This window comes from Shinella sp. G-2 (genome assembly GCF_050172695.1).
In the GTDB taxonomy this organism is placed as follows: Bacteria; Pseudomonadota; Alphaproteobacteria; order Rhizobiales; family Rhizobiaceae; genus Shinella.
Genome location: NZ_JBBEYH010000028.1, coordinates 43193 through 65623, shown reverse-complemented (window position 1 = coordinate 65623; position 22431 = coordinate 43193). Strand labels below are relative to the sequence as shown.

Genomic DNA, 22431 nt, shown 5'->3' with positions numbered 1-22431 from the left:
CGTTCAGACTTCAAAGGATTTCAGGATGGGGCACGGGCCGGTCTTGCCGGCCGCGCATTCCGAAACCAGCTTCTGCAGGGATATCTTCGCCCGCTGCAACTCCTCCATGCGCGCATCGAGTTCGGCAAGGCGCCTGGCCGCCATCTGCCGCGCCGCCGCGCGATCCTCGCCGGAATCGAGCGCCAGAAGCTGGCGGATTTCCTCCAGCGTGAAGCCCGCCGCCTGCGCCTGGCGGATGAAACGCAGGCGCGACACGTCCGCCTCGCCATAGCGGCGGATACCCTCGATCCGTTTCGGCGTCGAAAGCAGGCCGCGACGCTGGTAGAAACGCACGGTCTCGACGCCGACATTCGCCGCCGCCGCAAATTTTCCGATCGTCAGCTCTTCAGGGTGTTGACTCCGTACCATGGTACGGAACCTATAGTCCTGCCAACGGTTTCACAAGACAGGAGACGTGAGATGTTGGACAAAGTGCACAATGCCGGCCCCAAGGCCATTCTCTACCGCATGGTGATGGCGAACCACACCTGCCCCTATGGCCTCAAGGCGAAGGACCTCCTGCGCCGCGCGGGCTACGCGGTCGATGACCGCCACCTGACGACCCGCGAGGAGACGGACGCCTTCAAGGCCGAGCATGACGTTGCCACCACGCCGCAGGTCTTCATCGACGGCGCGCGCGTCGGCGGTTACGACGACCTGCGCCGTTACCTCGGCAAGCCGGTCGCCGACCCGAAGGCCACCACCTATCGCCCCGTTATCGTGCTCTTCGCCCTGACGGCGCTGACCGCGATGGCGGCAAGCTATGCCGTCAGCGGCTCGCCCTTCACGCTGCGGGCGGCGGAGTGGTTCATCGCCTTCTCGATGGTCGTGCTCGCCCTGCTCAAGCTGCAGAATGTCGAGAGCTTCGCGACCATGTTCCTCAACTACGACCTGCTCGCCAAGCGCTGGGTGCCCTACAGCTACATCTACCCTTATGCCGAGGGCCTTGCCGGCGTGCTGATGGTAGCGGGCGCTCTCACCTGGCTGTCGGTCCCGATCGCCCTCTTCATCGGCACGATCGGCGCGGCTTCGGTGTTCAAGGCGGTCTATATCGACAAGCGTGAATTGAAATGCGCCTGCGTCGGCGGTGCGAGCAACGTCCCGCTCGGCTTCATCTCGCTGACGGAGAACCTGATGATGATCGCCATGGCCGTGTGGATGGCCGCCGCCGCGCTCGGCTATACCGGCCTCCACGCCATGTAGGCAGACGCAATCAGGAAAGCGCCGGTTTCCATTCCGGCGCTTTCATGCGCCAGGTGGAGAGGCCGCGCACGATGGTCCGCTGAAGCGACCAGGCAAGCATACCTGCCGCAAGACCGCCGACGATGGCCGTGACATGGAAGAGCATCGGCGCAATGCCGGTTCCGTGCAGCGGCACCATCAGCACATCCGGCACCAGCCGGTGGAACAGATAGATGTGGTAGCTCGCCGCCGCCAGCGGCATCAACAGCGAAAACAGCCAGCGCGGCACCGGCATGGCCGGGCCGTAGAGAAGAGCGAGAAACCCGCCGAAAACGACGAGATACTTGATCGTCGTGCCGATCCAAACGCCATCGACGAAGCCGAGCACGAAGAACAGGCCGCCCGCCAGCCCCGCCAGCAAGGCCTTGCCGCGCCGCCCCGGCGCAAGGCAGGCGCACCAGCCGAAGGCGACGAGATGCAGGTTCCAGTAGAGCGTGAAGATCTGCCGATTGCCGATGTCGATGAGAGACGGCGCCAGGAAACGCAGGGCGACCGCAAAGCCAAGCATGCAAAGCCCCGCCGCAAAGGCATTTTGCGCCACCGCCGCCCGCGCCCGCGGCACGAAGGAAAGCGCTGCGAAGAGCAGCAGGATCTGCGTGAAAAGTTCCACGAACCAGTAGAGATAGGGCAGCATCGTGTGCCGGTCCGGATCGGCAAAGCCGAAATTGCCGGTCAGGAACACCGAGGCCCAGGGAATATCGCCCCAGGCCAGCGCATAGCCGGCAAGCAGCACCCCATAGGGCACGAGCACCGTCGCGAGCGGCCGCAGCAGCGCCCGCCAGTCGCCAGCAATGAAATTGGCCTGCTGGAAGCGCGCCAGCGAGAAGCCGACAAGGACCAGCATCAGCGCCGAGCCGCCGGGGATCGGCCAGAGCATTTCGTGATGCAGCACCACGAGCAATATGGCGAAAACGCGCATCGGAATGTCGATGCCGACCCGCGGCAGCCTTGCCGCGCGCGGTTCGCAGGCGGCCAGCGCGCCGATGCTCATACGCTCCCAACCGTCCGGCAGCGCGCCCAGCGCCCGTTCCAGCCCGAGGGAGAGTTCGACGAAGCGCAGGGAATCGCCGCCCAGCGAAACGAAACTGTCCTTCGCGGCAACCGCGTTGGGGAAGAAGGCGCGCCGGAAGGCCTCGTGCACGCCGGCCGAAGCCGGCTCCGCGCCGGTCGCCATGGCGGCGAGGGCGGCGTGGTCGATCTTGCCGCTTTCCGTGCGCGGGATCTCGGAGAGCCGCCGGGCATCGACATGCAGAAGCGTCAGCCCGCTTGCCGCCGCCAGCCGCGCCCGAACCCGCTCCTCTCCGGCCGGGCCGGTGAAAAAGGCGGTGAGCCGGCTGTCCGTGCCGGTGACCGCCACGTCCAGCCCCTCGCGTGCCAGCGCCTGCTCCACCGCGTCATGGGCGATGCGCAGCCCGGCGATCTTGGAAAAACGCTTCAGCCGTCCCACGATGCGGAAGAAGCCGTCTTCCGTTCTTTCGGCGAGATCACCGGTCCTGAGGCGGTCGATGTCGTGGCCGCGGGCAAGATCCCCCCGGCCGCCCGCATAACCCATCATGACATTCGGCCCGCGATAGACGAGTTCGCCGGAAACGCCCGGCCGGGTGATCTCCGCCTCATCGGGGCCGAGGATGGAGAGCGCGCCGCCGGGGATTGCCCGGCCGATGCAATCCTCATGGCCGGCCAGTCGCTCCGGCGGCACATAGGCGATGCGCGCCGCAGCCTCGGTCTGGCCGTACATGACGAAGAACCGGCCGCCGCGCGCCTCCATGTAACGGCGATAGCGCGTGACGAGGTCGGGCGACAGCCGGCCCCCCGCGACGGTCATGAGACGCAGTGCCGGCAGATCGCGATCGCGCAGCCCGATGCGTTCGTAGAGGTCGAAGCTGAAGGGAACGCCGGCCATCGTGGTGACGCCATGCGCCGCAAGGTCTTCGGCAAAGCCCGCATCGAGCACCTGACGGCGCGGCACGAACAGGCTGGCGCCGACCGCCAGATGCGCGTTGAGCACCGAAAGGCCGTAGGAATAGTGGAGCGGCAGCGCCAGCAGACCGCGATCGTCTGCCGTAAGGTCGAGATAGGAGGCAATCGCGTGTGCATTGGCCTCGACCGCCGCGGCGGAAAGCCGGACGCTCTTGCTGACCCCGGTCGAACCTGACGTCGAGAGCAGGAGGGCAAGATCGGGATGGAGCCGCTCGGCGTCGAAGTGGATATCGGCGTCCATGCGCCAGCGTTCGCCGACGAAGCGACAGACGGTTTCCGGCCGGAAATCCGCGCAGAAACCGTCGAGAACCGCCGCCTGGCCCGGCGGTAGCAGCGCCACGGCATGGCCGGCGGAAAGCGCCGCGAGATAGGTCACGATAGCGTGTTCGCAGGTGCCGGCCTCGATGGCGACAAGACGCCGGCCCTTGCCGAGAAAGGCGGCGCGGCTTTCGATGCGCTTTGCCAATGCGCCATAGCTGATGGTGCGGCCATCGGCAAAGACGAGCGCCGGGCGCTCGCCCCGTTCCTCGAACGCCGCAATGAAAGACAGGGACATCGACCGCACGCCTCAGGCACAGCGCGGCCGAACCGGGCCGCATCGCCCCTGCGCTTAATTTAACATGAGGTAATATGTCAAGAAATCTTCCGGGCTTTACACACGATGCGCACATTCGTGGGCGGCTTGAAATCCCGGCGGCGCCGTCTATCCTGTCCACATGCAGGCGAACCTTACCTTCGAGCAGCTCCAGCGCTGGAGCAGCGGCATCACCGCTGCGGTGAGCGCCACCTTGCCCGAGGAAATCTCGGCCCATTTCACGGCCGGCGCGCGCGGCCTCATCGCCTCCGACCAGGTCTATATCGGCCTTTACCTGCGCGACGGCAGCTCGATGACCATCTACGAGCGCGACCCGGACCGCTGGAACCACAATTACGATACCCGCAAGTATCACGAGGATCCGTTCTTCCGGCGCTTCGCCGGCTCGCGGCAGGATTTCCTGTTGCCGCTGTCGGCCCTCGACAAGGGAGATTTCCACACCAGCGCCTATTACCGGGACTTCTACCAGCCCTCCGGCAGCTTCGACGAGATCACCGGCGTGTTCAATTTCGACCGCAACGCGGCCGGCTTCGTCACCTATCTGCGCCAGCGCGGCGCTCGCCCCTTCGGCCCGGATGACATCGCCATGGCCGAGGCGACGGCGGAGGCGACCCGCCGCGTGCTGGAACGGCTCTGGCGGCAGTGGCGGCCGGGGGAGACCACGCTGTCGTTTGCCGATCTCAGCGCCCGCGAGCGGCAGATCGCCCTTCTCCTCATCGACGGCGGCTGCGCGAAGAGCATTTCACGCGACCTTGCCATTTCCCCCGGCACCGTGCGTAACCACATCAAGACGGTCTACCGCAAGCTCGGCATCCACTCTCAGGTCGAGCTGATGGCCGCCGCGCGGAGCGGCGACCTTTCCGCCGCCTTACTGCCCTGAGACGATCCGCGTCCACATGCGGTTCTGCAGGCGCAGGAGCTTTGCATCGCTCGATTCCACGACGAAGAGCTTGGCCTTCACGTCCTCCGGCGGGAAGACGCCGGGATCCTTCGCCACGGCCTGATCCATCAGCGGCAGCGATTCCGGGATGGGATTGGCATAGGAGACATAGCTGGAATTGGCCGCCGCGATCTCCGGGCGCATGTTGAAGTCGATCCAGGCGAGCGCGTTTTCCGGATGCGGCGCATCCTTCGGCACCGCCATGGTGTCGAAATTGATCAGCGTGCCTTCCTTCGGAATGGCGTAGGCGATCTCCAGCTTCTTTTCGCTTTCCGCCGCGCGGGCCTTGGCCTGCAGGATATCGCCCGACCAGCCGAGCACAACGCAGATGTCGCCATTGGCGAGGTCGTTGATGTAGCGCGAGGAATGGAAGTAGCGGATGTGCGGACGCACCTTCAGCAGCAGCTCTTCCACCTTGGCGATGTCGTCCGGATTGGTGGAATGCGGGTCGATGCCGAGATAGTTCATCGCCATGGGAATGATCTCGGCCGGCGCGTCGATCATCGCCACGCCGCAATCAGCGAATTTCTCGACGACGGCGGGATCGAAGATCATGGCGAAGCTGTCGACCGGCGCGTCGGCCATGCGCTGCTTCACGGCCGCGATATTGTAACCGATACCGTCGGTAACGGCCATATAGGGCACGGCGTTGGCATTGTCCGGATCCGCGCCTGATATCAGCGACAGCGCCTGCGGATCGAGCTTGCCGATGTTGGAGAGCTCCGCCTTGTCGAGCGGCTGGAAGGCGCCGGCCTTCACCTGGTTCTTGAGGAACGGATAGGCGGAGGGATAGACGACGTCATAGCCGGAACCGCCGGTCAGCATCTTGGTTTCCAGCACCTCGTTGCCGTCGTAGACGTCGTAGACGACGCGGATGCCGGTCTCCTTCTCGAACTTCTCCGCCGTATCCGGCGCGATATAGTCCGACCAGTTGTAGACGTTGACGACCTTTTCCTCCTGCGCGGCCGCGCCGCCGACGGCGGCAACGAGGGCAAGGGCCGAGACGAGCATTCTGCGCATGGCGTTCTCCTCAGGCTTTCGTCTGGCCGGCATAGACCGGCAGGGTGATGCAGGCGACGTTGCCGCCGCCGAGCAGGATTTCACGGGAATTCTCGATGCCGACGATGCGGTGCTCCGGAAAGAGCTCGGCCAGCTTGGCCTTGGCGGCGCGGTCCAGCGTCTCGTCGTCGAATTGCGGCACGACGACGGAGCTGTTGCCGGGATAATAGTTGATATAGGTGGCGGCGATGCGGTTGCCGGCCGGCCGTGCCCAGGTGCTGTCGACCTGGTCGACGCCTGCCGCCTCCTCGGCCGTCATCTCGATGGGGCGCGGATGGTAGATGCGGTGCACCTCCAGCGACCGGCCGCGCGCATCGCGCGCCGAGCGTAGCGCATCCTCCACCTCGCGCACGATCTCGTATTGCGGATCGTCGCGGTCCTCCGTCCAGCTCATGGCCACCACGCCCGGTCGCACGAAGCAGCAGACGTCGTCGATATGGCCGTCCGTCTCGTCGAAGCAGAAGCCGCGCGGCAGCCAGATGACATGCTCCAGTCCGAGATAATCGCAAAGCTGCTGCTCCACCGCCGCCTTGCCGAGATGGCCGTTGCGGTTGGGGTTGAGCAGGCACTGCTCGGTCGTGATGAGCGTGCCCTCGCCGTCGCATTGCAGGCCGCCGCCCTCGGCGATCAACGTCGAGCGGTAGCGATCCATGCGCTCCGTTTCCAGCACCTTGCGGGCCGCGAGATCGTCGAGGTTCCACGGTGCATAGAGGCCGCCGTCATTGCCGCCATAGGCGTTGAAGGTCCAGTCGACGCCGCGCACCTCGCCGCTGTTGTTGATGACGAAGTTCGGGCCGCTGTCGCGCAGCCAGGAATCGTCCGTCGACATTTCCACCAGCCGCACGTTTTCCGGCAGCATGGCGCGGGCGTTGAGCCACTGGCGCGAGGAGACGGCGATGGTCACGGGTTCACTCTCGGCGATTGCCGCCGCGACCTGCGCGAAAAGCTTCTGCGCCGGCTTTGCGCCGAGCCGCCAGGTGTCCGGCCGTTCCGGCCAGATCAGCCAGCAGCCGGACTTGGGCTCGAATTCCCCCGGCGCGCGAAAACCGTCTGCCCTGGGTGTGCTTGTGAGCGTGCGTACCATCGTGTCCCCCGAATGAAAATCCGGGGCGGATTAAGGCAAGCGCAGCCCTTTCGGGTCAATGTCCCATTTGGGACGGGTGGAGGGCTGGCTTCAGCCCTCGAACACCATCAGCGTGTCGCCCGCCTGAAGGTAGTCGCCCTCCTTGACGCGCAGGCGCAGGCGGCCGGCCCGGGGGGCAAGAACCTGCGTTTCCATCTTCATCGCCTCCATGATGGCCACCAGTTCACCCTCGGCGACCTCGGCGCCATCGGCGACCTTGAAGGCCTGCAACGTACCCGAAACCGGGGCGGCGATGCCGTTTTCCGCCGGCTTGGCCGCGCCGGCGGAAACAGCGCCCGACCCCGCCGTGCCGAGACCGGCGAGAAGCAGGCTCGGCAGCGCCAGCGAAACGCGCTTGCCGTCGATTTCGAGATGGGTGCGGACGAGCGACGGATCGGCGGCCGGTTCCGGCCGGGCCATGGCCTCGGGCATGGCCGCGAAATCCGTCTCGATCCAGCGCGTATGCACCTTGAAGCCGTCGGTTCCGACGAAGTCCTCGGTATCGATGGCGGCGCGGTGGAACGGCAGAACCGTCGCCACACCCTCGATGCGGAACTCCTTCAGCGCCCGGCGGGCGCGGCGGATCGCCTCCTCACGCGTTGCGCCCGTGACGATCAGCTTGGCCATCAGCGAATCGAAGACGCCGGGAATGGAGGACCCGCTGACGACGCCGCTGTCGAGGCGCACACCGGGACCGGACGGCGGGTCGAAGACGGTGATCGTGCCCGGCGTCGGCAGGAAGCCGCGGCCGGGGTCCTCCGCATTGATGCGGAACTCGATGGAATGGCCGCGCGGGGCTGGCGTTTCGAGAAGGCGAAGCCGCTCGCCCTCGGCGACGCGGAACTGTTCGATGACGAGGTCGATGCCGGTCGTCTCCTCGGTAACGGGATGTTCCACCTGCAGGCGCGTGTTGACCTCGAGGAAGGAGATCGTGCCGTCGACGCCGAGCAGGAATTCCACCGTGCCGGCGCCGGAATAGCCGGCGGCGGCGCAGATCGCCTTGGCCGCGGCATGGATCTTCTCGCGCTGTTCCGGCGAGAGGAAGGGCGCGGGCGCCTCTTCGATGAGCTTCTGGTTGCGCCGCTGGGCCGAGCAGTCGCGGGTGCCCAGCACCAGCACATTGCCATGCTTGTCGGCGATCACCTGTGCCTCGATGTGGCGAGGCCTGTCGAGGAAGCGTTCGAGGAAACATTCGCCGCGGCCGAAGGCGGCCGTCGCCTCGCGCACGGCAGATTCGTAGAGGTCCGCGACCTCCTCCATCTTCCAGGCCACCTTGAGGCCGCGCCCGCCCCCGCCATGCGCCGCCTTGATGGCGACCGGCAGGCCGTGCTGCTCGGCAAAGGCGATGACCTCGGCGGCGGAGGAAACCGGGCCGTCGCTGCCGGCGACGAGCGGCGCGCCGACGCTCTGGGCGATGCGCCGCGCCTCGACCTTGTCGCCGAGCGCCGTGATCACCTTCGGGTCGGGGCCGATCCAGGTAAGGCCGGCATCGAGCACGGCCTGAGCGAATTCCGCCCGCTCGGAGAGGAAACCGTAGCCCGGATGCACCGCATCGGCGCCGGAGCGCCGGGCGATAGCGATCAGCTTGTCGATATCGAGATAGGTTTCTGCCGGCCGCACGCCGTCGAGCCCGTAGGCCTCGTCGGCGAGACGGACGAAGAGCGCGTCCGCATCGGGATCGGCATAGACGGCGACGGACTGGAGCCCATGGTCGCGGCAGGCGCGCAGGATGCGCACGGCGATCTCGCCACGATTGGCAATCAGCACTTTCTTCATGGCATTTCTCCTAGCGGGTCGCGGCGATGTCGGCGAAGGAGCCGATCGGGCGGAAGCGGATCTTGGCGTTGATGGGGATCTGACCGGCAAGGTCGAGATGGTATTCGGCGACCGCGCCGATGACGGGGTAGCCGCCGGTGAGCGGATGGTCGGCGAGGAAGAGCACCGGCTGGCCGCTATGCGGCACCTGGATCGCGCCTGTCGCCGTGCCCTCGCTCGGCAGCTCCGCGCTGTCCCTGCGCTCCAGCGGCACCTCGCCGGCAAGGCGGATGCCGACGCGGCTCGATTGCGGCGTCACCTGCCAGAGCTGGCTTGTCAGCGTCTCGATGCCCTTCTGCGTGAACCAGTCCGTACGCGGGCCGAGCACCACGTCGAGCGTCACCACGTCGCCCGCCGACGGCGGGTCGAAGGCGGCGATCTCGTTCGCGGAAACGCTTGCCAGTCCCTTGTCGTCGCCCTTCAGAGCAAGCACGGCTCCGGCCGCCACCGGCTCGGGGCCAACGATGGCCAGCGTGTCGGTCGCCGCGCTGCCGAGCACCGGCGCGATATCGAAGCCGCCACGAACGGCGAGATAGGCACGCATGCCCTTCTTCGGCTGGCCGATGGTCACGACGTCGCCCGGTTCCAGCGCGACAGGCCGGTAGGCCGGAAAATGCTGGTCGCGGCCCGCCGCATCGCGCACCGTCACCGGACAGGGCGCACCGGCAAGGCCGATCACCGCACGGCTGTTGCTCTCGAAGGAAAAGCCGCCGAGGGTGAGTTCGAGACCGGGCGTATTGGCCGGATTGCCGACGATGCGGTTGGCGGCGTTGAAGGCGCCGCGATCGAGCGCGCCGGAGGCCGAGACCCCCTGCCCCGTCTGGCCGAAACGACCGAGATCCTGGAACACGGCCGGCATGGGCGCGGCGAGAACCTTGAACTGCGGCGCTTCCGCTGCAACCGTCCGTTCCGGGCGTATGGCGGGTTCGGGAAGGCTGACCGTCCGGCCTGAAGTATCCATGTCGAAGAAGCGGACGCGATAGCCGGGCTGGAACAGCGCGCCGGGATCGCGGTCGATGTCCCACATCTTGACCGGCGTCGTGCCGATGATCTGCCAGCCGCCGGGGCTTGCCTGCGGGTAGACGCCGCTGAAGGCGCCGGCGAGCGCGACGGAACCGGCGGGAATGCGGGTGCGCGGGCTCTTGCGGCGCGGCACCTGCAGCGCCGGATCGCCGCCGACGAGATAACCGAAGCCCGGCGCGAAGCCGCAGAAGGCGACGGTGAATTCGCTCTCCGTATGGCGACGGATGACCTCCGCCACGGAAAGGCCCGTGAGATCGGCGACGTCGGCAAGGTCCTCGCCGTCATAGCGAACCGGGATTTCCACCAGATGCTCCGAGGGCGCGATTTTCGCCGAGAGGTCGCGGGTGGCGATCCGTGCGGCGAGCGCCGCCGGCGTCACCTTTTCGGGGCGGAAGCGGATCATCAGGGTACGGGCGGCCGGCACCGTCTCCTCGATGCCGTCGATGGGATCCGCCTCGAGCGAGGCGAAGAGGGCAAGCGTCTCGTCGAGATCGGCGAGTTCGACAAGGATCGTGGTCAGGCTGACGGGAAGAAAACGCATCGGGCCCTCACGCGTGATAGGCGGAATCGGGAATGTCGGTGATGAACATGTAGCCGGGTGCATGGGTTATGGCGAAGGGCACGCCCGAGGCCATGACGGCTGCCTGCGGGGTGACGCCGCAGGCCCAGAAGACCGGCACTTCGCCCGGCTCGATCCGCACCGCGTCGCCGAAATCCGGCCGGGCGAGATCGGCTATGCCCAGTCCTTCCGGCGCACCGACATGGACGGGCGCGCCGTGCACCGCCGGGAACCGGCCGGAAATGGTGGCGGCATCCGCAACGCGCGCGGCCGGGATCGGCCGCATGGAGACGACCATGTTGCCCTTCAGCCGGCCGGCGGGCCGGCAGGCCCGGTTGGTGAGGTACATCGGCACGTTGCTCTTGTCCGTCATGTGGCGGATCTCGATGCCCGCCTCCACCATCGGCGTTTCGAAGGTGAAGGAGCAGCCGATCAGGAAGGCGACGAGGTCGTCGCGTTCCGCCCAGGCGGCCGTCGCGTCGGAGGTTTCCTCGGCCAGCTTGCCGTCGCGCCAGATGCGATAGAGCGGCAGGTCGGTGCGAAGGTCCGCGCCGGGCGCGAGCAGCGTCGTCGGCACGCCGGGATCGGAAACGTCGAGCACCGGGCAGGGCTTGGGATTGCGCTGCGCATAAAGCAGGAAATCGAAAGCCCAGTCGTGCGGCAGCACGATCATGTTGGCCTGCGTGAAGCCCGGCGCGATGCCCGAGGTCGGCTCGACGCGGCCACCGCGATAGGCCGCGCGCGCTGCGCGGGCCGGCGAAGCATCCGCATGGTCGAGATAAGCGGTCGGAAGCGTCATGGCCGCACCTCAGGCCTTGTCGGCGAATGAGCGAATGGCAATGCCTTCCGCCTCGAAGCGACGGCGAATTTCCTGCGCGATCGCGACGGCGCCGGGGCTATCGCCATGCACGCAGATCGACTGTGCCTCGACGCGGATCGTGCTGCCGTCGATGGCCTCCAGCGTGCCTTCTCGGGCAAGCTGCACCATGCGATCGGCGATCTTCTTTTCATCATGCAGCACGGAGCCCGCCTCGCGGCGCGAGACGAGCTCGCCCTTCGGCGTATAGGCGCGGTCCGCGAAGGCCTCGGCGACGACGGCAAGCCCGGCGCGGCGCGCGAGATCGAGGATCGGCGCATTGGCAAGGCCCATCAGGATCAGCGAGGGATCGACGGCCTTGATGCCGTCGATGACCGCCTGGCCCTGCCTGGCGTCATAGGCGATGCGGTTGTAGAGCGCGCCATGCGGCTTGACGTAGCGCACGGTGGTTCCGGCGGCGGCGGCGACGCCCTTGATCGCGCCGATCTGGTAGATCACGTCGGCGATCAACTCTTCCGAGGTGGCGTCGAGGTCGCGCCGGCCGAAGCCGACGCGGTCCGGATAGGAGACGTGGGCGCCGATGACGACGCCGTTCGCCGCGGCCGCCTTCACCGTGCGGTAGATGCCCGCCGGATCGCCGGCATGGAAACCGCAGGCGATGTTGGCGGAGGAGACGACGGCGAGCATCGCCGCGTCATCGCCCATGCGCCATGCGCCGTAGCTTTCACCGAGGTCGCTGTTGAGATCGATCGCTGCCATGGTTCCTCCCTCCTTCTCTTAGAGACCCAGCAGGCCGAAGATCGTGCCGGCCGACTTGTAGCCCATATACCACGTGAGCGCGCAGACCAGGACGCCAAGGACCAGCAGCCAGCGCGGATAGTGATAGCCACCCATCAGGTCCTCGCGCTTCCAGGCGGCGAAGAGGAAGATGGAAAGGCCGATCGGCAGGATGAGACCGTTGAGACCACCGACGAAGACCAGCATGGCGGCCGGCGGCGTGGTCATCAGCAGATAGCAGACCAGCGAGAAGGCGATGAAGACGACCGTCGCCATGTTGCGGGCATGCTCGCTGATATCCTGCTTGAAGACAGTGATGAAGGAGACCGACGTATAGGCCGCGCCGATGACGCTGGTAATGGCGGCGGCCCAGAAGATGATGCCGAAGAGACGAAGGCCAACGTCGCCCGCCGCAGCCTGGAAGGCCTGCGCGGCCGGGTTTGCGGCCTGGCTTGCCGTGTCGATGACGACACCGCTGGCAACGACGCCGAGAATGGCGAGGAAGAGCACGTAACGCATCAGGCCGGTGACGGCGATGCCGGTCAGCGCGGCGCGGGTGACGGCCGGCAGATGCTGCTCGCCGACCATGCCGCGATCAAGCAGACGGTGCGCGCCGGAATAGGTGATGTAGCCGCCGACCGTGCCGCCGACAATGGTGGTGATCGTCGCGAAATCGACCGTGTCGGGCAGAACCGTCTGGAACAGCGCCTCGCCGACCGGCGGGCCGGAGACGAAGGCGACGTAGAGCGTCAGCACGATCATCAGGATACCGGCGAAGATGATGAAGCGGTCGACGGCAAGGCCGGCGCGCTTGGACAGGAAGATGCCGATGGAGAAGACGGCGCTGATCGCCCCGCCGATCTTCGGGTCGAGGCCGAAGACGGCGTTGAGGCCAAGGCCCGTGCCGCCGATATTGCCGATGTTGAAGAACAGGCCACCGACGATGACGAGGATGGCAAGCAGATAGCCGGAGCCGGGAATGGCGGCGTTGGCGACATCGGAGGCGCGCATGCGCGTCAACGTCACGATGCGCCAGATGTTGAGTTGCACGACGAAGTCGATGAGGATCGAGGCGAGGATGCCGAATGCGAAGGCCGCACCGAGCTTGGTGGTGAAGGTCGCCGTCTGGGTGATGAAGCCAGGACCGATGGCGCTGGTCGCCATCAGGAAGATCGCGGCGATCAGCGCCGAGCGACGGGACTTGACGGTGTCGAGGGCCTGCGCAGCGACGCTGCTGCCGGCCGGAGCTGCTCTGCTCTGTTCCATGAGATTTCTCCGCTCTCACGCACCCGCCCCTCGCGGGTGCTAGAATGACGGAATGATGAACTGCCACACAAAAATGTCAAGATTGTTCAACAATATTTCCATATCGTTCCTTATTTCTGCCTTTTTACCAAGCACATAGGTCGGGATTGGCCTCAGTTTTCATCCCCATTGTCCCCGCATTCGTGCTAAGGCCAGCCGGAACAGAGGGGCTTGCCCGGTCGGAAAACCGGGACGGAGGGTAGCATGACGGATGACGGGGATGGGCTGCCGCTTGCGGATCGATTGGCGCGACGCATTCGCACGCTGCTGATCTCGGGCGAGCTTTCGCCCGGCCAGCGCCTCTCCGAAGCCGCCTTCTCCGAACGGTTCGACGTCTCGCGCAATTCGCTGCGCGAAGCCTTCCGCCTGCTCACCAAGGACGGCCTCCTGCGCCACGAGGCCAACCGCGGCGTCTTCGTCGCCGTGCCCACCATGGCCTCGATCATCGACATCTACCGGGTGCGGCGCATGCTGGAATGCGGCGCGCTGCGCCAGGCCTGGCAGCAGCACCCGGCGATCCGGGTGATGCGCGAGGCGGTGAGCATGGCGCAGCAACGGCGCGGCGAAGGCGACTGGGTCGGCGTCGGCAGCGCCAACATGGTCTTCCACACCGCCATCATCGACCTGTCGGACAGCGTCCGCCTGAACGAATTCTACGAACGCATATCGGCGGAACTGCGCCTCTGCTTCGGGCTGCTCAACGACCCCGAACACCTGCACGCGCCCTTCGTCGACATGAACGACGCCATCGTCACGCTGCTCGAGGACAACAGGCCGCTGGAAGCGGCGACGCAGATGGAGACCTATCTGAACCTCGCGGAACGCACCATGCTGAAGGCGCTGGAGCGGGCCTCGGAGCTTGCCTAACCGCCAGGGCAATCCGGGGAAGACCGGCCCAGAGGAATTGGTCTCGCCTCTTGTTCTTGTGGCGTGATCCAGTGCGCAGGCGATGCCGCTTCGGCTGGAAACGCCCTATGCGACGTCGGCATGGCGGGGCGATAGCGTGGGAGCGGCCGTCTCCGGGCGGAACGGCACCGGATGGCCGATCGCGTAACCCTGCGCGTAATCCACGCCGATGGTGGCGAGCGCGGCAAGGATTTCCGCATTCTCGACGAATTCGGCGATGGTCTTGCGCCCTGCAAGGTGCGAAATCTGGTTGATCATCTCGACCGTCATCCAGTCCGTCTTGTCCGTCAGCATGTCGCGCACGAAGCTGCCGTCGATCTTCACATAGTCGACCGGCAGGCGTTTCAGATAGGTCAGGGACGACATGCCGACCCCGAAATCGTCGAGCGCGAAGCGGCAGCCCATGGCGCGCATCGCGTTCATGAAGGCGACGGCCTCATCGAGATTCTCGATGGCGCTGGTTTCGGTGATCTCGAAGCAGAGCAGGTCGGCGGGCACGCGGCTTCGGCGCAGCGCGTCGCGCAGGAACGGCAGGAAGGTATCGTCCTTCAGCGTCAGGCCACTGAGATTGATCGAATAGGTGCCGGCGGATGCGCCCTCGCGCCGGGCGATGACATCGAGCGCGTGGCGCACGACCCAGCGGTCGATGGCCGGCATCAGGCCGAAACGCTCGGCGCCGGGAATGAAGGCACCCGGCGTCAGGAGCTTGCCGTTCTCCTCCAGCCGCAGCAGGATTTCGCAATGTTCCTGCCCGTCGTCGTCGCCGGCGACAGGCACGATCGCCTGGGAATAGAGCTGGAAGCGATCCTCCTCCAGTGCCCGGTGCAGGCGCTGCACCCAGTTGAGGTTGGCCGTGAACTGGGTCTGGGCCGCATCGTTCGGCTCGAAGACGTGCACGCGGTTGCGGCCCTTCTCCTTGGCCATGTAGCAGGCGATATCGGCCGCCCGCAGCGCCTCCTGCAGGGTGTAGCGCCGACCGGCCAGATGCACGACGCCGATGCTGGCGCTGATGGCATAGCGGTGTCCGTTCCAGGTGAAATCGATCCCCTCGGTCACCTCGCGCAGGCGAAGCGCGATGTTGTGCGCATCCTCCAGCGAGCAATCGGGCAGGACGATGCCGAACTCATCGCCGCCCAGCCGGGCGAGCAGGTCCGTGTGGCGGATCGCGTTGCCGAGATCGTGCGACACGCGGCGCAGCAGTTCATCGCCCGCCGCATGGCCGCCATTGTCGTTCACCGCCTTGAACTGATCGAGGTCGATGAACATCAGTGCGTGGCGCGCACCGGCACCGTCGAGCGACTTCGCCAGTTTCTTCTCGAACAGCCGCCGGTTAGGCAGCCCCGTGAGGTCGTCATGGTTGGCGCTGAAGGAAAGCTGCGCCTCGATCCGGCGGCGATGGGCAAGGAAGCTGTTCAGCCGCCAGACCGTCAGCACGACGAACAGCAGCGCCATCGCGGCGTTGACGATGAACAACGCATCCTGCACCTGGCGGGTGCCCTCGCCCAGACGATCGGAGAAGCGCTTGGTGAGGGGCGTCACCAGGGCGTTGATCTCGTCGAGCTGGCGCATGATCTCACGCCGGTCCACGTCCCGGATCTGGGGCGGCAGGTCCACCGCCGCGCCGATCGGCAGCAATTGCAAGAGCACGCCCTCGGCCGTACGCCAGTCGCGAATGCATTCCTCCATCACCGGCAGCCAGCGGAAATAGCGGAACAGCCAGATGACGTTCGGAATATCGTCGGGATGGTTGCCGCCCTTCAGAAAGCCCCTGAAGGCGGCCGCGGTATCCGGCGGATCGGCTTCCAGCGCCAGGCGCGCCGCACGGTCGCCGAGCGGCACGGCCATGGCGTCGCGGTAGCGCGCGATGAAGGAGCGGTTGCCGGATTCGGCATAGCGGTTGAGGTAGTAGAGGGCATCGTGCTGCCCTTTAGACCACAGGCTTTCGCCGGTCACGAAGGCGCGCAGCGACGAGGTGACCTGCAGGCTGAAGGTCGCCAGCACCGTCTGGAGAACGACGATCAGGACAAAGGGCCAGGCAACGGTGATGAGGCGAAGCGTCGTCTTCGGTGGCGTCTTCATCGCGGATATCCGTTCGCCGACCTTCGGCGTGCGCCGTGCCATTTTCTTCCGCTCGCGATCGCTGTCGTCCCGCGCAAAGGCCGCACCCGTCTTACCCCACTCATCCGCCGGCAACCGGGCGAAACCGCGGTCGCTTGGGCAGATCGAATTGAAGCACAAGAGAGTGATGAAAATCCTAATACAACCAGAAGATTGCTCGTATTCCCTGATTTACGCGGCTATGTGCACCATTTCAAAACCGCGAAAGCCCTGCATTTTGAGGGTGTTTTCAAACGAGACAGTCGGGGCGCCCTCGCGGAGAACGACATCCGCGCGAATGGGGGCCCCCGAGACAACATGCCGTGCCCGGCCTCCCCGCGGTGTCTGCGATGCTTTCAGGCGCGTGCCAGCATCGCCTCGGCCGCCTTTTCCGCGATCATGATGACAGGCGAATTGGTGTTGCCGGAGACGATGGTCGGCATGATCGAGGCATCGACGACGCGCAGGCGCTCAAGACCATGCACCCGCAGCCGGCAATCCACGACGGCCATCGGATCGCTGCCCATCTTGCAGGTGCCGACCGGGTGGAAGATGGTCGTCGCGATGTCGCCGGCGCGATGGATGAGGTCCTCGTCGCTCTGGTATTGCGTACCCGGCAGCATTTCCTGCGGCCGGAAGCGGGAGATCGCCTTCGTCTCCATGAGGCTGCGGGCATGGCGGATGGATTTCGCCGCGAGCAGCCGGTCGCCGACCGTCGAAAGATAGTTCGGCCGGATTTCCGGCGCCAGCGAGGCATCGCGCGCCGTCACATGCACCGTACCACGGCTTTCGGGCCTGAGGTTGCAGACGGAGACCGTGACGGCCGGATAGCGGTGCAGCGGCTCGCCGAGCCGGTCGGTGCTCAGCGGCTGGACGTGATATTCGAGATCGGCGGTCGCGACCGCCGGGTCGCTCTTGGCGAAGATGCCAAGCTGGCTCGGCGCCATGGAAAGCGGGCCCGAACGGCGAAGAGCATATTGCAGGCCCATGCCCGCGCGGGCGAAGAGATTGTGGTAGAGCTGGTTCAGCGTCTTCGCGCCTTCGATCCTGAAGACCGTGCGGATCTGCAAATGGTCCTGCAGGTTCTCGCCGACGCCCTGCAATTCATGATGAACCGGGATGCCGAGCGTGGAGAGCAGGTCCGGCCGGCCGACACCCGACAGTTCCAGGATCTTCGGCGAATTGATCGCGCCCGCCGAAAGCACGACCTCGCGGGAAGCGCGGGCCACACGGAGGCGTCCGTCGAGCCGGAAGCGCACGCCCGTCACGACCTTGCCGTCGAAAACCAGCCGCTCGGTTTCGGCCCCGGTCACCACACGCAGGTTCCCGCGCTTCATGGCGGGACGCAGGAACGCTTTCGTCGTGTTCCACCGCACGCCGCCGCGCTGGTTGACCTCGAAATAACCGGAACCCTCATTGTCGCCGTCGTTGAAATCGTCGGTCTTGCGAACGCCGAGCTCCTCCGCCCCATCGCGGAACGCATCGAGGATCGGCCAGGAAAGGCGCTGGCGCTCGACGCGCCATTCGCCGCCGGCGCCGTGCATGGCGGACTTGCCGCGATAGTTGTCCTCCGATTTGACGAAATAGGGCAGCACGTCGTCCCAGCCCCAGCCGGCATTGCCCGCCTGCCGCCAGCCGTCATAGTCGGCCGCCTGGCCGCGCATGTAGATCATGCCGTTGATCGACGAGCAGCCGCCGAGCACCTTTCCGCGCGGATAGTTGAGGGCGCGGCCGTTGAGGCCGGCCTCCGCCGCCGTCTTCATCATCCAGTCGGTGCGCGGGTTGCCCATGCAGTAGAGATAGCCGATCGGCACATGGACCCAGTGATAACGGTCCGATCCGCCGGCTTCCAGCAGCAGCACCCGGTTCTTCGGATCGGCCGAGAGGCGGTTTGCCAGAACGCAGCCCGCCGAGCCGGCACCGACGACGATGAAATCGTAGGTTCCTTCGTCGACCGGCTTCTCATCGTCATGCCTGTTCACGCCGCAACTCCCGCTGTCCTGTTTTCCGGGACCGACAGCCGCCGCCAGAGCGGCGCCATGGCTTCGGCAATATCCATGTAAAGCGCGTAGCGCCTGGTGTAATGGGCGGCAAGCGCGCCGTTCGGCCGATAGTGCCGGTCCGTGCGCACCATCGCCTCTGCCCCTTGCGTGAAATCGGCAAAGAGGCCGACACCCGTTCCCGCCGCGATCGCCGCGCCGAGCGCCCCGGTTTCCCGCGAGGTGGCGACGGAGACGGGCACGCCGAGCACATCCGCGAAGATCTGCGGCCAGAACCGGCTGCGCGAGCCGCCGCCGGAAAGCACGGCCGTCTCGAAGACCGCACCGGCCTTGCGGATCGTCTCCACATGCTGGCGATGGCCGAAGGCGACGCCTTCCAGGAGGGCGCGAACGAGGTGCCCCTTGGTGTGCCAGCCGGCCATGCCGTAGAAGCCGGCGCGGGCATGGCCATCCTGCTGGGCGCCGTAGAGATAGGGGTGGTAAAGCGGATCGTCCGCTGCGGGCACGATCGCCTCCGCCAGCGCACAGCAGGCATCGAAGGGCGAGACCTCGCCGTGATGGTCGCCCTCGAAGAACTCCCGCACCAGCCATTCGAGATTGGCCGCCGAGGTGGCACTGTTTTCCATCGCCATGTATCGGGTGTGGTCGAAGGTCGAGGACATGAAGACGGGTGCGCCGAGATCGGGACCGTCGATGACCACCTGGTTGATACTCCAGGTGCCCGCGATGATCGAGGCGCTGCCCGTGCGCGAAACGCCCGAACCGAGCGCCGATGCCACCACGTCGAAGAGACCGCCGACCACGGGCGTGCCGGCAGCAAGCCCCGTCTCCCGCGCCACGTCCTCCGTCACCCGCCCGGCGATATCGGCGCTTTCGATGAGGGGCGGCAAGAGGTTCATGCAGTCGCCAAGCCCATAGGCCTCCATCAGCGTCTTGTCGTAACGCCGTGCGGCGAGATCGAGCAGGCCGGCGCCGGACATGTCGGACACCTCGCTGAGACGCTCACCCGTCAGTCGGTTGACGACGAAATCCTTGGAGAAGAACACCGTTCCAATGCGCCGGAACAGCTCCGGCCGATGACGTTTCAGCCAGGCGAGCAGCGTCGGGGTCTGGGAAGGCCACGGGCGCTGACGGGCGATGGGATAGGTTCGTTCGCCAACGCCGGATGCCGCCCACTCCTCCACGAGACCGGTCGCCCGGGTGTCGAGCGACTGGATGCCGATCAGCGGCGCGCCGTCCCTGTCGAGCGCATAGAGCCCGTTGCCGTGGCCGGCGCAGCCGATGGCGGCAATCTCCTCCGCCGCGATGCCGGCCTTGTCGAGGCAGGTGCGGATGACCCGCTTCGCATTGGACCAGAGCTCGTTCAGATCGCGCTCCACATGGCCGGGAGACGGCATGCGGCTATGCCCCTCCTCCCCGGCCTGCGCCAGTTCCCGGCCGGTGAGATCGAAGATCACCGCCTTGATGACCGTGTTGCCGGCGTCGAGCCCCAACAGATAGTTTTGCATTCCGAACCCCTCCCAAGGTTCATTTCATCTCCGCAATCCCGGGAACCGCTGTGCACGCTTCCCGGATTTGCCCGACGCTCATCCCTGCTGGTAGACCGCGAACGCGGCCTCGCCGCTGGCATCCGCATGGATGATCGCCATCAGCCCGCGCACCACCGCGCTCGGATTGGCGTGCTGGTAGATGTTGCGTCCATAGACCATGCCCATTGCGCCCTGCCGCATCAAGGCGGCGGATTTGTCGAAGACGGCGCGAAGGTCTTCCTTGCCGCCGCCACGTACCAGAACCGGGCAGCGCGCCGCCTCTACGACCCGGTGGAAATCCTCCGCATTGGTCGTCGGATCGGCCTTGACGATGTCGGCGCCCATTTCGCGGGCGAGCCGCGTCAGCGTGACGATCTTCTCCGCATCGCCATCGACCATGTAGCCGCCGCGCTCCGTGACCGGCTGCATGACGAGCGGTTCGATCATCAGCGGCATGCCGTATTTCTCGCAATCCGCCCGGACGCGGGAAATGTTCTGCACGCATTGGCGGAAGAGATCCGGCTCGTCCGGCAGCATGAAGAGATTCACCACCACGCAGGCCGCATCCATCTGAAGCGCGCCGACCAGCGGCTCGGCATCGTTCTGGAGAACCGCCCACATGTCGCGATGGCGAATGCGGTTATAGGGGTTGCCCATGTCGATGCGCATGACGAGCGCCGGCTTGTCCTTGCCGGGCATGTCCTGAAGAAGATCCGCCTGGCCGTAGTTCATCTGGATCGCATCGGGCTTGGCGTCCACCAGCGCCTTCACGACGGCGGGCATGTTCTCCAGCCCGTCGAGGAAGGACGGCTCGTTGCACACGCCATGATCGATCGCCACGTCCAGGCAACGGCCGTTGCCGAACAGCCGGTTCATCCGGACCTTGCGGTTGTCTCGCATATTTCACTCCTGTGTTCGTTCCGTACGGAAAGGGTCTTTTCCGAAACGCCGTGGCGTTCCTGCATGAGGGTGAGGAAGCGGCCGCGCTCCTCGGCCGTCCGCATCGCGGACCAGCCTTTTTCGGCAGCGAGCAGATCGAGCGCAGCCTCGGCCATGGCGAGGGAAAGCTCGCCGGAAATCGCCAGTGCCGTGCGGCGCAGCAACAGGTCATCGAGATGCTCGAGCGCTTCGGTGCGGATCAGGAACAGCAGCTCGCGCGTGCTGTAGCCGGCATGCGGCAAGGCATGATCCGGGCCCGCGGCGATGAAGGCGGCAACGGATCTTGAATCCGTGCCATAGCGCTGGAAGAGCACGGTCGCCCGCTCGACGGAAAGACCGGCGGTCACGGCGAGGTCGCGTATCCAGGCCACAGGATCGGCCGGAAATGCCCTCCCCCCGCCAATCATGCGGTCCGCCGTTTCCACCTTCCGCGTGAGGCCGAGGCGTTCCAGCGCCATGTCGGCGGCAAGTTCGCCGAAGGAGCGGAAGGTCGTCCATTTGCCGCCGATCATGCAGAGCACGGGCGGGCCGCTCTTGCCGTTTTCCAGCACGGTGCAGAAATGATCGCGCGGGATGCGGCCCGTGAAGCTGTCGTTGCTGGCCGGCAGGGGACGCACGCCGGCGAACTGGAAGACGATCTCTTCCGGGCGGATCTCGATGCCCGGCAGAACGAAGGCGAGGGATTGCAGGATATAGTCCCGCTCCTCCGCCTCGCAGCGAACCGTGCCGGGATCGTCGACGCGGATATCCGTCGAGCCGACCAGCACCTTGCCGAGATAGGGAAAGAGGATGCAGATGCGCCCGTCCTCGTTCTCGTAATAGATCATGTGACCGTCGAGCATGTCGCGCAGGACCGCATTGTCGACGATGAGATGCGAGCCTTTGGTGCCGCCCATCAGCGGCGCGGGCCGGCTTTCCGGTGGAAGCAGCGTCCCGTTGGCGATATCGATCCAGCCGCCCGTCGCATTGACGATCAGTCTCGGGCGGAGAGGGAGCGTTTCACCGCAAAGCCCGTCCCGCAGATTAAAACCGCCCTGCCCGTCCTCTTCGACCGTGGCATAGTTGAGGGCTTTCGCCGTCGGCCCGGCGGAGAGGCCGTCCTGCAGAAGCTCGATGCCGATGCGCTCGGGATGGCTGACCCAGGCGTCGTAGTAGGTCGCGGAATTGCGAACCGCCGGATTGAGCGCCGGCCATTTGCCGAGCGTCGCCTTGCGGCCGCGGAACTGATGCTTCGGCATCAGCGCGCGCTTGCGCGTCAGGAAATCGTAGATGCCGAGACCGGCCTTGATGGCGACGGCGCCGCGCCGGCTGGGGCGGCGGGTGAGGCCGAGGAACCGCACGATGCCGTTGGCAAGGCCGGAAAACGTGTCGAAGATCGGCACCGTCGTCGGCAGCGGCGCGACATAATGCGGTGCATTGCGCAGCAACCGGTCGCGTTCGACGAGGGATTCCTTGACGAGGCTGAACTCGCCGTTTTCGAGATAGCGCAAGCCGCCATGAACCATGCGCGACAGCGCCGCGCTCGCGCCGGAGCAGTAATCGGCCTTTTCGACCAGCAGCACATTGACGCCCTGCAACGCCAGCTCGCGGAAGACGCTGAGCCCGTTGATGCCGCCGCCGAGGACGCATACGTCCACCTTCGGGCTCTGGCGGAGCCCGTGCAAAGTCTCTGTCCGGTTCATGATG

At 66.1% G+C, this 22431-nt stretch carries 17 protein-coding genes; 3 read left to right on the top strand and 14 right to left on the bottom strand.

The window, feature by feature from the left end; translation table 11 throughout:
• Positions 1 to 3: 3 nt before the first annotated feature.
• Positions 4 to 408: a MerR family transcriptional regulator gene (locus tag V8U06_RS25655; RefSeq protein ID WP_427143089.1), complete on the bottom strand. Its 405-nt coding sequence runs from the start codon at positions 406 to 408 to the stop codon at positions 4 to 6.
• Between the two features lie 51 nt (positions 409 to 459).
• On the opposite strand from V8U06_RS25655, the gene V8U06_RS25650 reads away from it, so the two are divergent.
• Positions 460 to 1242 carry a MauE/DoxX family redox-associated membrane protein gene (locus tag V8U06_RS25650; RefSeq protein WP_427143088.1) on the top strand — a complete coding sequence of 261 codons (783 nt, stop codon included), beginning with the start codon at positions 460 to 462 and terminating at the stop codon, positions 1240 to 1242.
• Positions 1243 to 1252: 10 nt separating this feature from the next.
• Here V8U06_RS25650 and V8U06_RS25645 read toward each other — a convergent pair whose 3' ends face one another.
• Positions 1253 to 3817 (bottom strand): AMP-binding protein, encoded by a 2565-nt coding sequence (locus tag V8U06_RS25645; RefSeq protein WP_427143087.1) that lies wholly within the window; start codon positions 3815 to 3817, stop codon positions 1253 to 1255.
• Between the two features lie 160 nt (positions 3818 to 3977).
• On the opposite strand from V8U06_RS25645, the gene V8U06_RS25640 reads away from it, so the two are divergent.
• A complete protein-coding gene (locus V8U06_RS25640) occupies positions 3978 to 4736 on the top strand; it encodes a helix-turn-helix transcriptional regulator (RefSeq protein ID WP_427143086.1) in 759 nt (252 codons plus the stop codon).
• On the opposite strand, the gene V8U06_RS25635 is transcribed toward V8U06_RS25640, so the two are convergent.
• The 7 genes from V8U06_RS25635 to V8U06_RS25605 form a co-directional block, all read right to left on the bottom strand.
• The gene (locus V8U06_RS25635) at positions 4725 to 5816 is read right to left on the bottom strand and encodes a polyamine ABC transporter substrate-binding protein (RefSeq protein ID WP_427143085.1); all 1092 of its coding nucleotides are present in this window, start codon (positions 5814 to 5816) and stop codon (positions 4725 to 4727) included. The genes V8U06_RS25640 and V8U06_RS25635 overlap by 12 nt on opposite strands.
• Before the next feature lie 10 nt (positions 5817 to 5826).
• Positions 5827 to 6939 (bottom strand): agmatine deiminase, encoded by a 1113-nt coding sequence (aguA, locus tag V8U06_RS25630; protein WP_427143084.1) that lies wholly within the window; start codon positions 6937 to 6939, stop codon positions 5827 to 5829.
• 90 nt (positions 6940 to 7029) lie between these two features.
• Positions 7030 to 8754, bottom strand: a complete 1725-nt coding sequence (locus V8U06_RS25625) for an acetyl/propionyl/methylcrotonyl-CoA carboxylase subunit alpha (RefSeq protein ID WP_427143083.1) — start codon at positions 8752 to 8754, stop codon at positions 7030 to 7032.
• A 10-nt stretch (positions 8755 to 8764) separates the two neighbouring features.
• A complete protein-coding gene (locus tag V8U06_RS25620; protein WP_427143082.1) occupies positions 8765 to 10357 on the bottom strand; it encodes a 5-oxoprolinase/urea amidolyase family protein in 1593 nt (530 codons plus the stop codon).
• Between the two features lie 7 nt (positions 10358 to 10364).
• Positions 10365 to 11174, bottom strand: a complete 810-nt coding sequence (locus V8U06_RS25615; RefSeq protein ID WP_427143081.1) for a putative hydro-lyase — start codon at positions 11172 to 11174, stop codon at positions 10365 to 10367.
• Between the two features lie 9 nt (positions 11175 to 11183).
• On the bottom strand, positions 11184 to 11951 hold the full coding sequence (locus V8U06_RS25610) for a LamB/YcsF family protein (protein ID WP_226922378.1): 768 nt from the start codon (positions 11949 to 11951) through the stop codon (positions 11184 to 11186).
• Between the two features lie 18 nt (positions 11952 to 11969).
• Positions 11970 to 13235, bottom strand: a complete 1266-nt coding sequence (locus V8U06_RS25605) for an NRAMP family divalent metal transporter (RefSeq protein WP_427143080.1) — start codon at positions 13233 to 13235, stop codon at positions 11970 to 11972.
• A 243-nt stretch (positions 13236 to 13478) separates the two neighbouring features.
• Between V8U06_RS25605 and V8U06_RS25600 the strand changes: the two genes are divergently transcribed.
• The gene (locus V8U06_RS25600; RefSeq protein WP_427143079.1) at positions 13479 to 14141 is read left to right on the top strand and encodes a GntR family transcriptional regulator; all 663 of its coding nucleotides are present in this window, start codon (positions 13479 to 13481) and stop codon (positions 14139 to 14141) included.
• Positions 14142 to 14246: 105 nt separating this feature from the next.
• Here V8U06_RS25600 and V8U06_RS25595 read toward each other — a convergent pair whose 3' ends face one another.
• The 5 genes from V8U06_RS25595 to V8U06_RS25575 form a co-directional block, all read right to left on the bottom strand.
• Positions 14247 to 16259 carry a putative bifunctional diguanylate cyclase/phosphodiesterase gene (locus V8U06_RS25595; protein ID WP_427143078.1) on the bottom strand — a complete coding sequence of 671 codons (2013 nt, stop codon included), beginning with the start codon at positions 16257 to 16259 and terminating at the stop codon, positions 14247 to 14249.
• Positions 16260 to 16633: 374 nt separating this feature from the next.
• A complete protein-coding gene (locus V8U06_RS25590; RefSeq protein WP_427143077.1) occupies positions 16634 to 18259 on the bottom strand; it encodes a GMC family oxidoreductase in 1626 nt (541 codons plus the stop codon).
• Positions 18256 to 19785, bottom strand: a complete 1530-nt coding sequence (locus V8U06_RS25585) for an FGGY-family carbohydrate kinase (protein WP_427143076.1) — start codon at positions 19783 to 19785, stop codon at positions 18256 to 18258. Before V8U06_RS25585 ends, V8U06_RS25590 begins: the two co-directional genes overlap by 4 nt.
• Positions 19786 to 19863: 78 nt before the next feature.
• The gene (locus V8U06_RS25580; protein ID WP_226922384.1) at positions 19864 to 20706 is read right to left on the bottom strand and encodes a class I fructose-bisphosphate aldolase; all 843 of its coding nucleotides are present in this window, start codon (positions 20704 to 20706) and stop codon (positions 19864 to 19866) included.
• Positions 20679 to 22427, bottom strand: a complete 1749-nt coding sequence (locus tag V8U06_RS25575; RefSeq protein ID WP_427143075.1) for a glycerol-3-phosphate dehydrogenase/oxidase — start codon at positions 22425 to 22427, stop codon at positions 20679 to 20681. Before V8U06_RS25575 ends, V8U06_RS25580 begins: the two co-directional genes overlap by 28 nt.
• Positions 22428 to 22431 lie beyond the last annotated feature (4 nt).

Coding starts and splice junctions, on each gene's coding strand:
- V8U06_RS25655 (WP_427143089.1), bottom strand. CDS start 408: ATGGTACGGAGTCAACACCCTGAAGAGCTGACGATCGGAAAATTTGCG.
- V8U06_RS25650 (WP_427143088.1), top strand. CDS start 460: ATGTTGGACAAAGTGCACAATGCCGGCCCCAAGGCCATTCTCTACCGC.
- V8U06_RS25645 (WP_427143087.1), bottom strand. CDS start 3,817: ATGTCCCTGTCTTTCATTGCGGCGTTCGAGGAACGGGGCGAGCGCCCG.
- V8U06_RS25640 (WP_427143086.1), top strand. CDS start 3,978: ATGCAGGCGAACCTTACCTTCGAGCAGCTCCAGCGCTGGAGCAGCGGC.
- V8U06_RS25635 (WP_427143085.1), bottom strand. CDS start 5,816: ATGCGCAGAATGCTCGTCTCGGCCCTTGCCCTCGTTGCCGCCGTCGGC.
- aguA (WP_427143084.1), bottom strand. CDS start 6,939: ATGGTACGCACGCTCACAAGCACACCCAGGGCAGACGGTTTTCGCGCG.
- V8U06_RS25625 (WP_427143083.1), bottom strand. CDS start 8,754: ATGAAGAAAGTGCTGATTGCCAATCGTGGCGAGATCGCCGTGCGCATC.
- V8U06_RS25620 (WP_427143082.1), bottom strand. CDS start 10,357: ATGCGTTTTCTTCCCGTCAGCCTGACCACGATCCTTGTCGAACTCGCC.
- V8U06_RS25615 (WP_427143081.1), bottom strand. CDS start 11,174: ATGACGCTTCCGACCGCTTATCTCGACCATGCGGATGCTTCGCCGGCC.
- V8U06_RS25610 (WP_226922378.1), bottom strand. CDS start 11,951: ATGGCAGCGATCGATCTCAACAGCGACCTCGGTGAAAGCTACGGCGCA.
- V8U06_RS25605 (WP_427143080.1), bottom strand. CDS start 13,235: ATGGAACAGAGCAGAGCAGCTCCGGCCGGCAGCAGCGTCGCTGCGCAG.
- V8U06_RS25600 (WP_427143079.1), top strand. CDS start 13,479: ATGACGGATGACGGGGATGGGCTGCCGCTTGCGGATCGATTGGCGCGA.
- V8U06_RS25595 (WP_427143078.1), bottom strand. CDS start 16,259: ATGAAGACGCCACCGAAGACGACGCTTCGCCTCATCACCGTTGCCTGG.
- V8U06_RS25585 (WP_427143076.1), bottom strand. CDS start 19,785: ATGCAAAACTATCTGTTGGGGCTCGACGCCGGCAACACGGTCATCAAG.
- V8U06_RS25580 (WP_226922384.1), bottom strand. CDS start 20,706: ATGCGAGACAACCGCAAGGTCCGGATGAACCGGCTGTTCGGCAACGGC.
- V8U06_RS25575 (WP_427143075.1), bottom strand. CDS start 22,427: ATGAACCGGACAGAGACTTTGCACGGGCTCCGCCAGAGCCCGAAGGTG.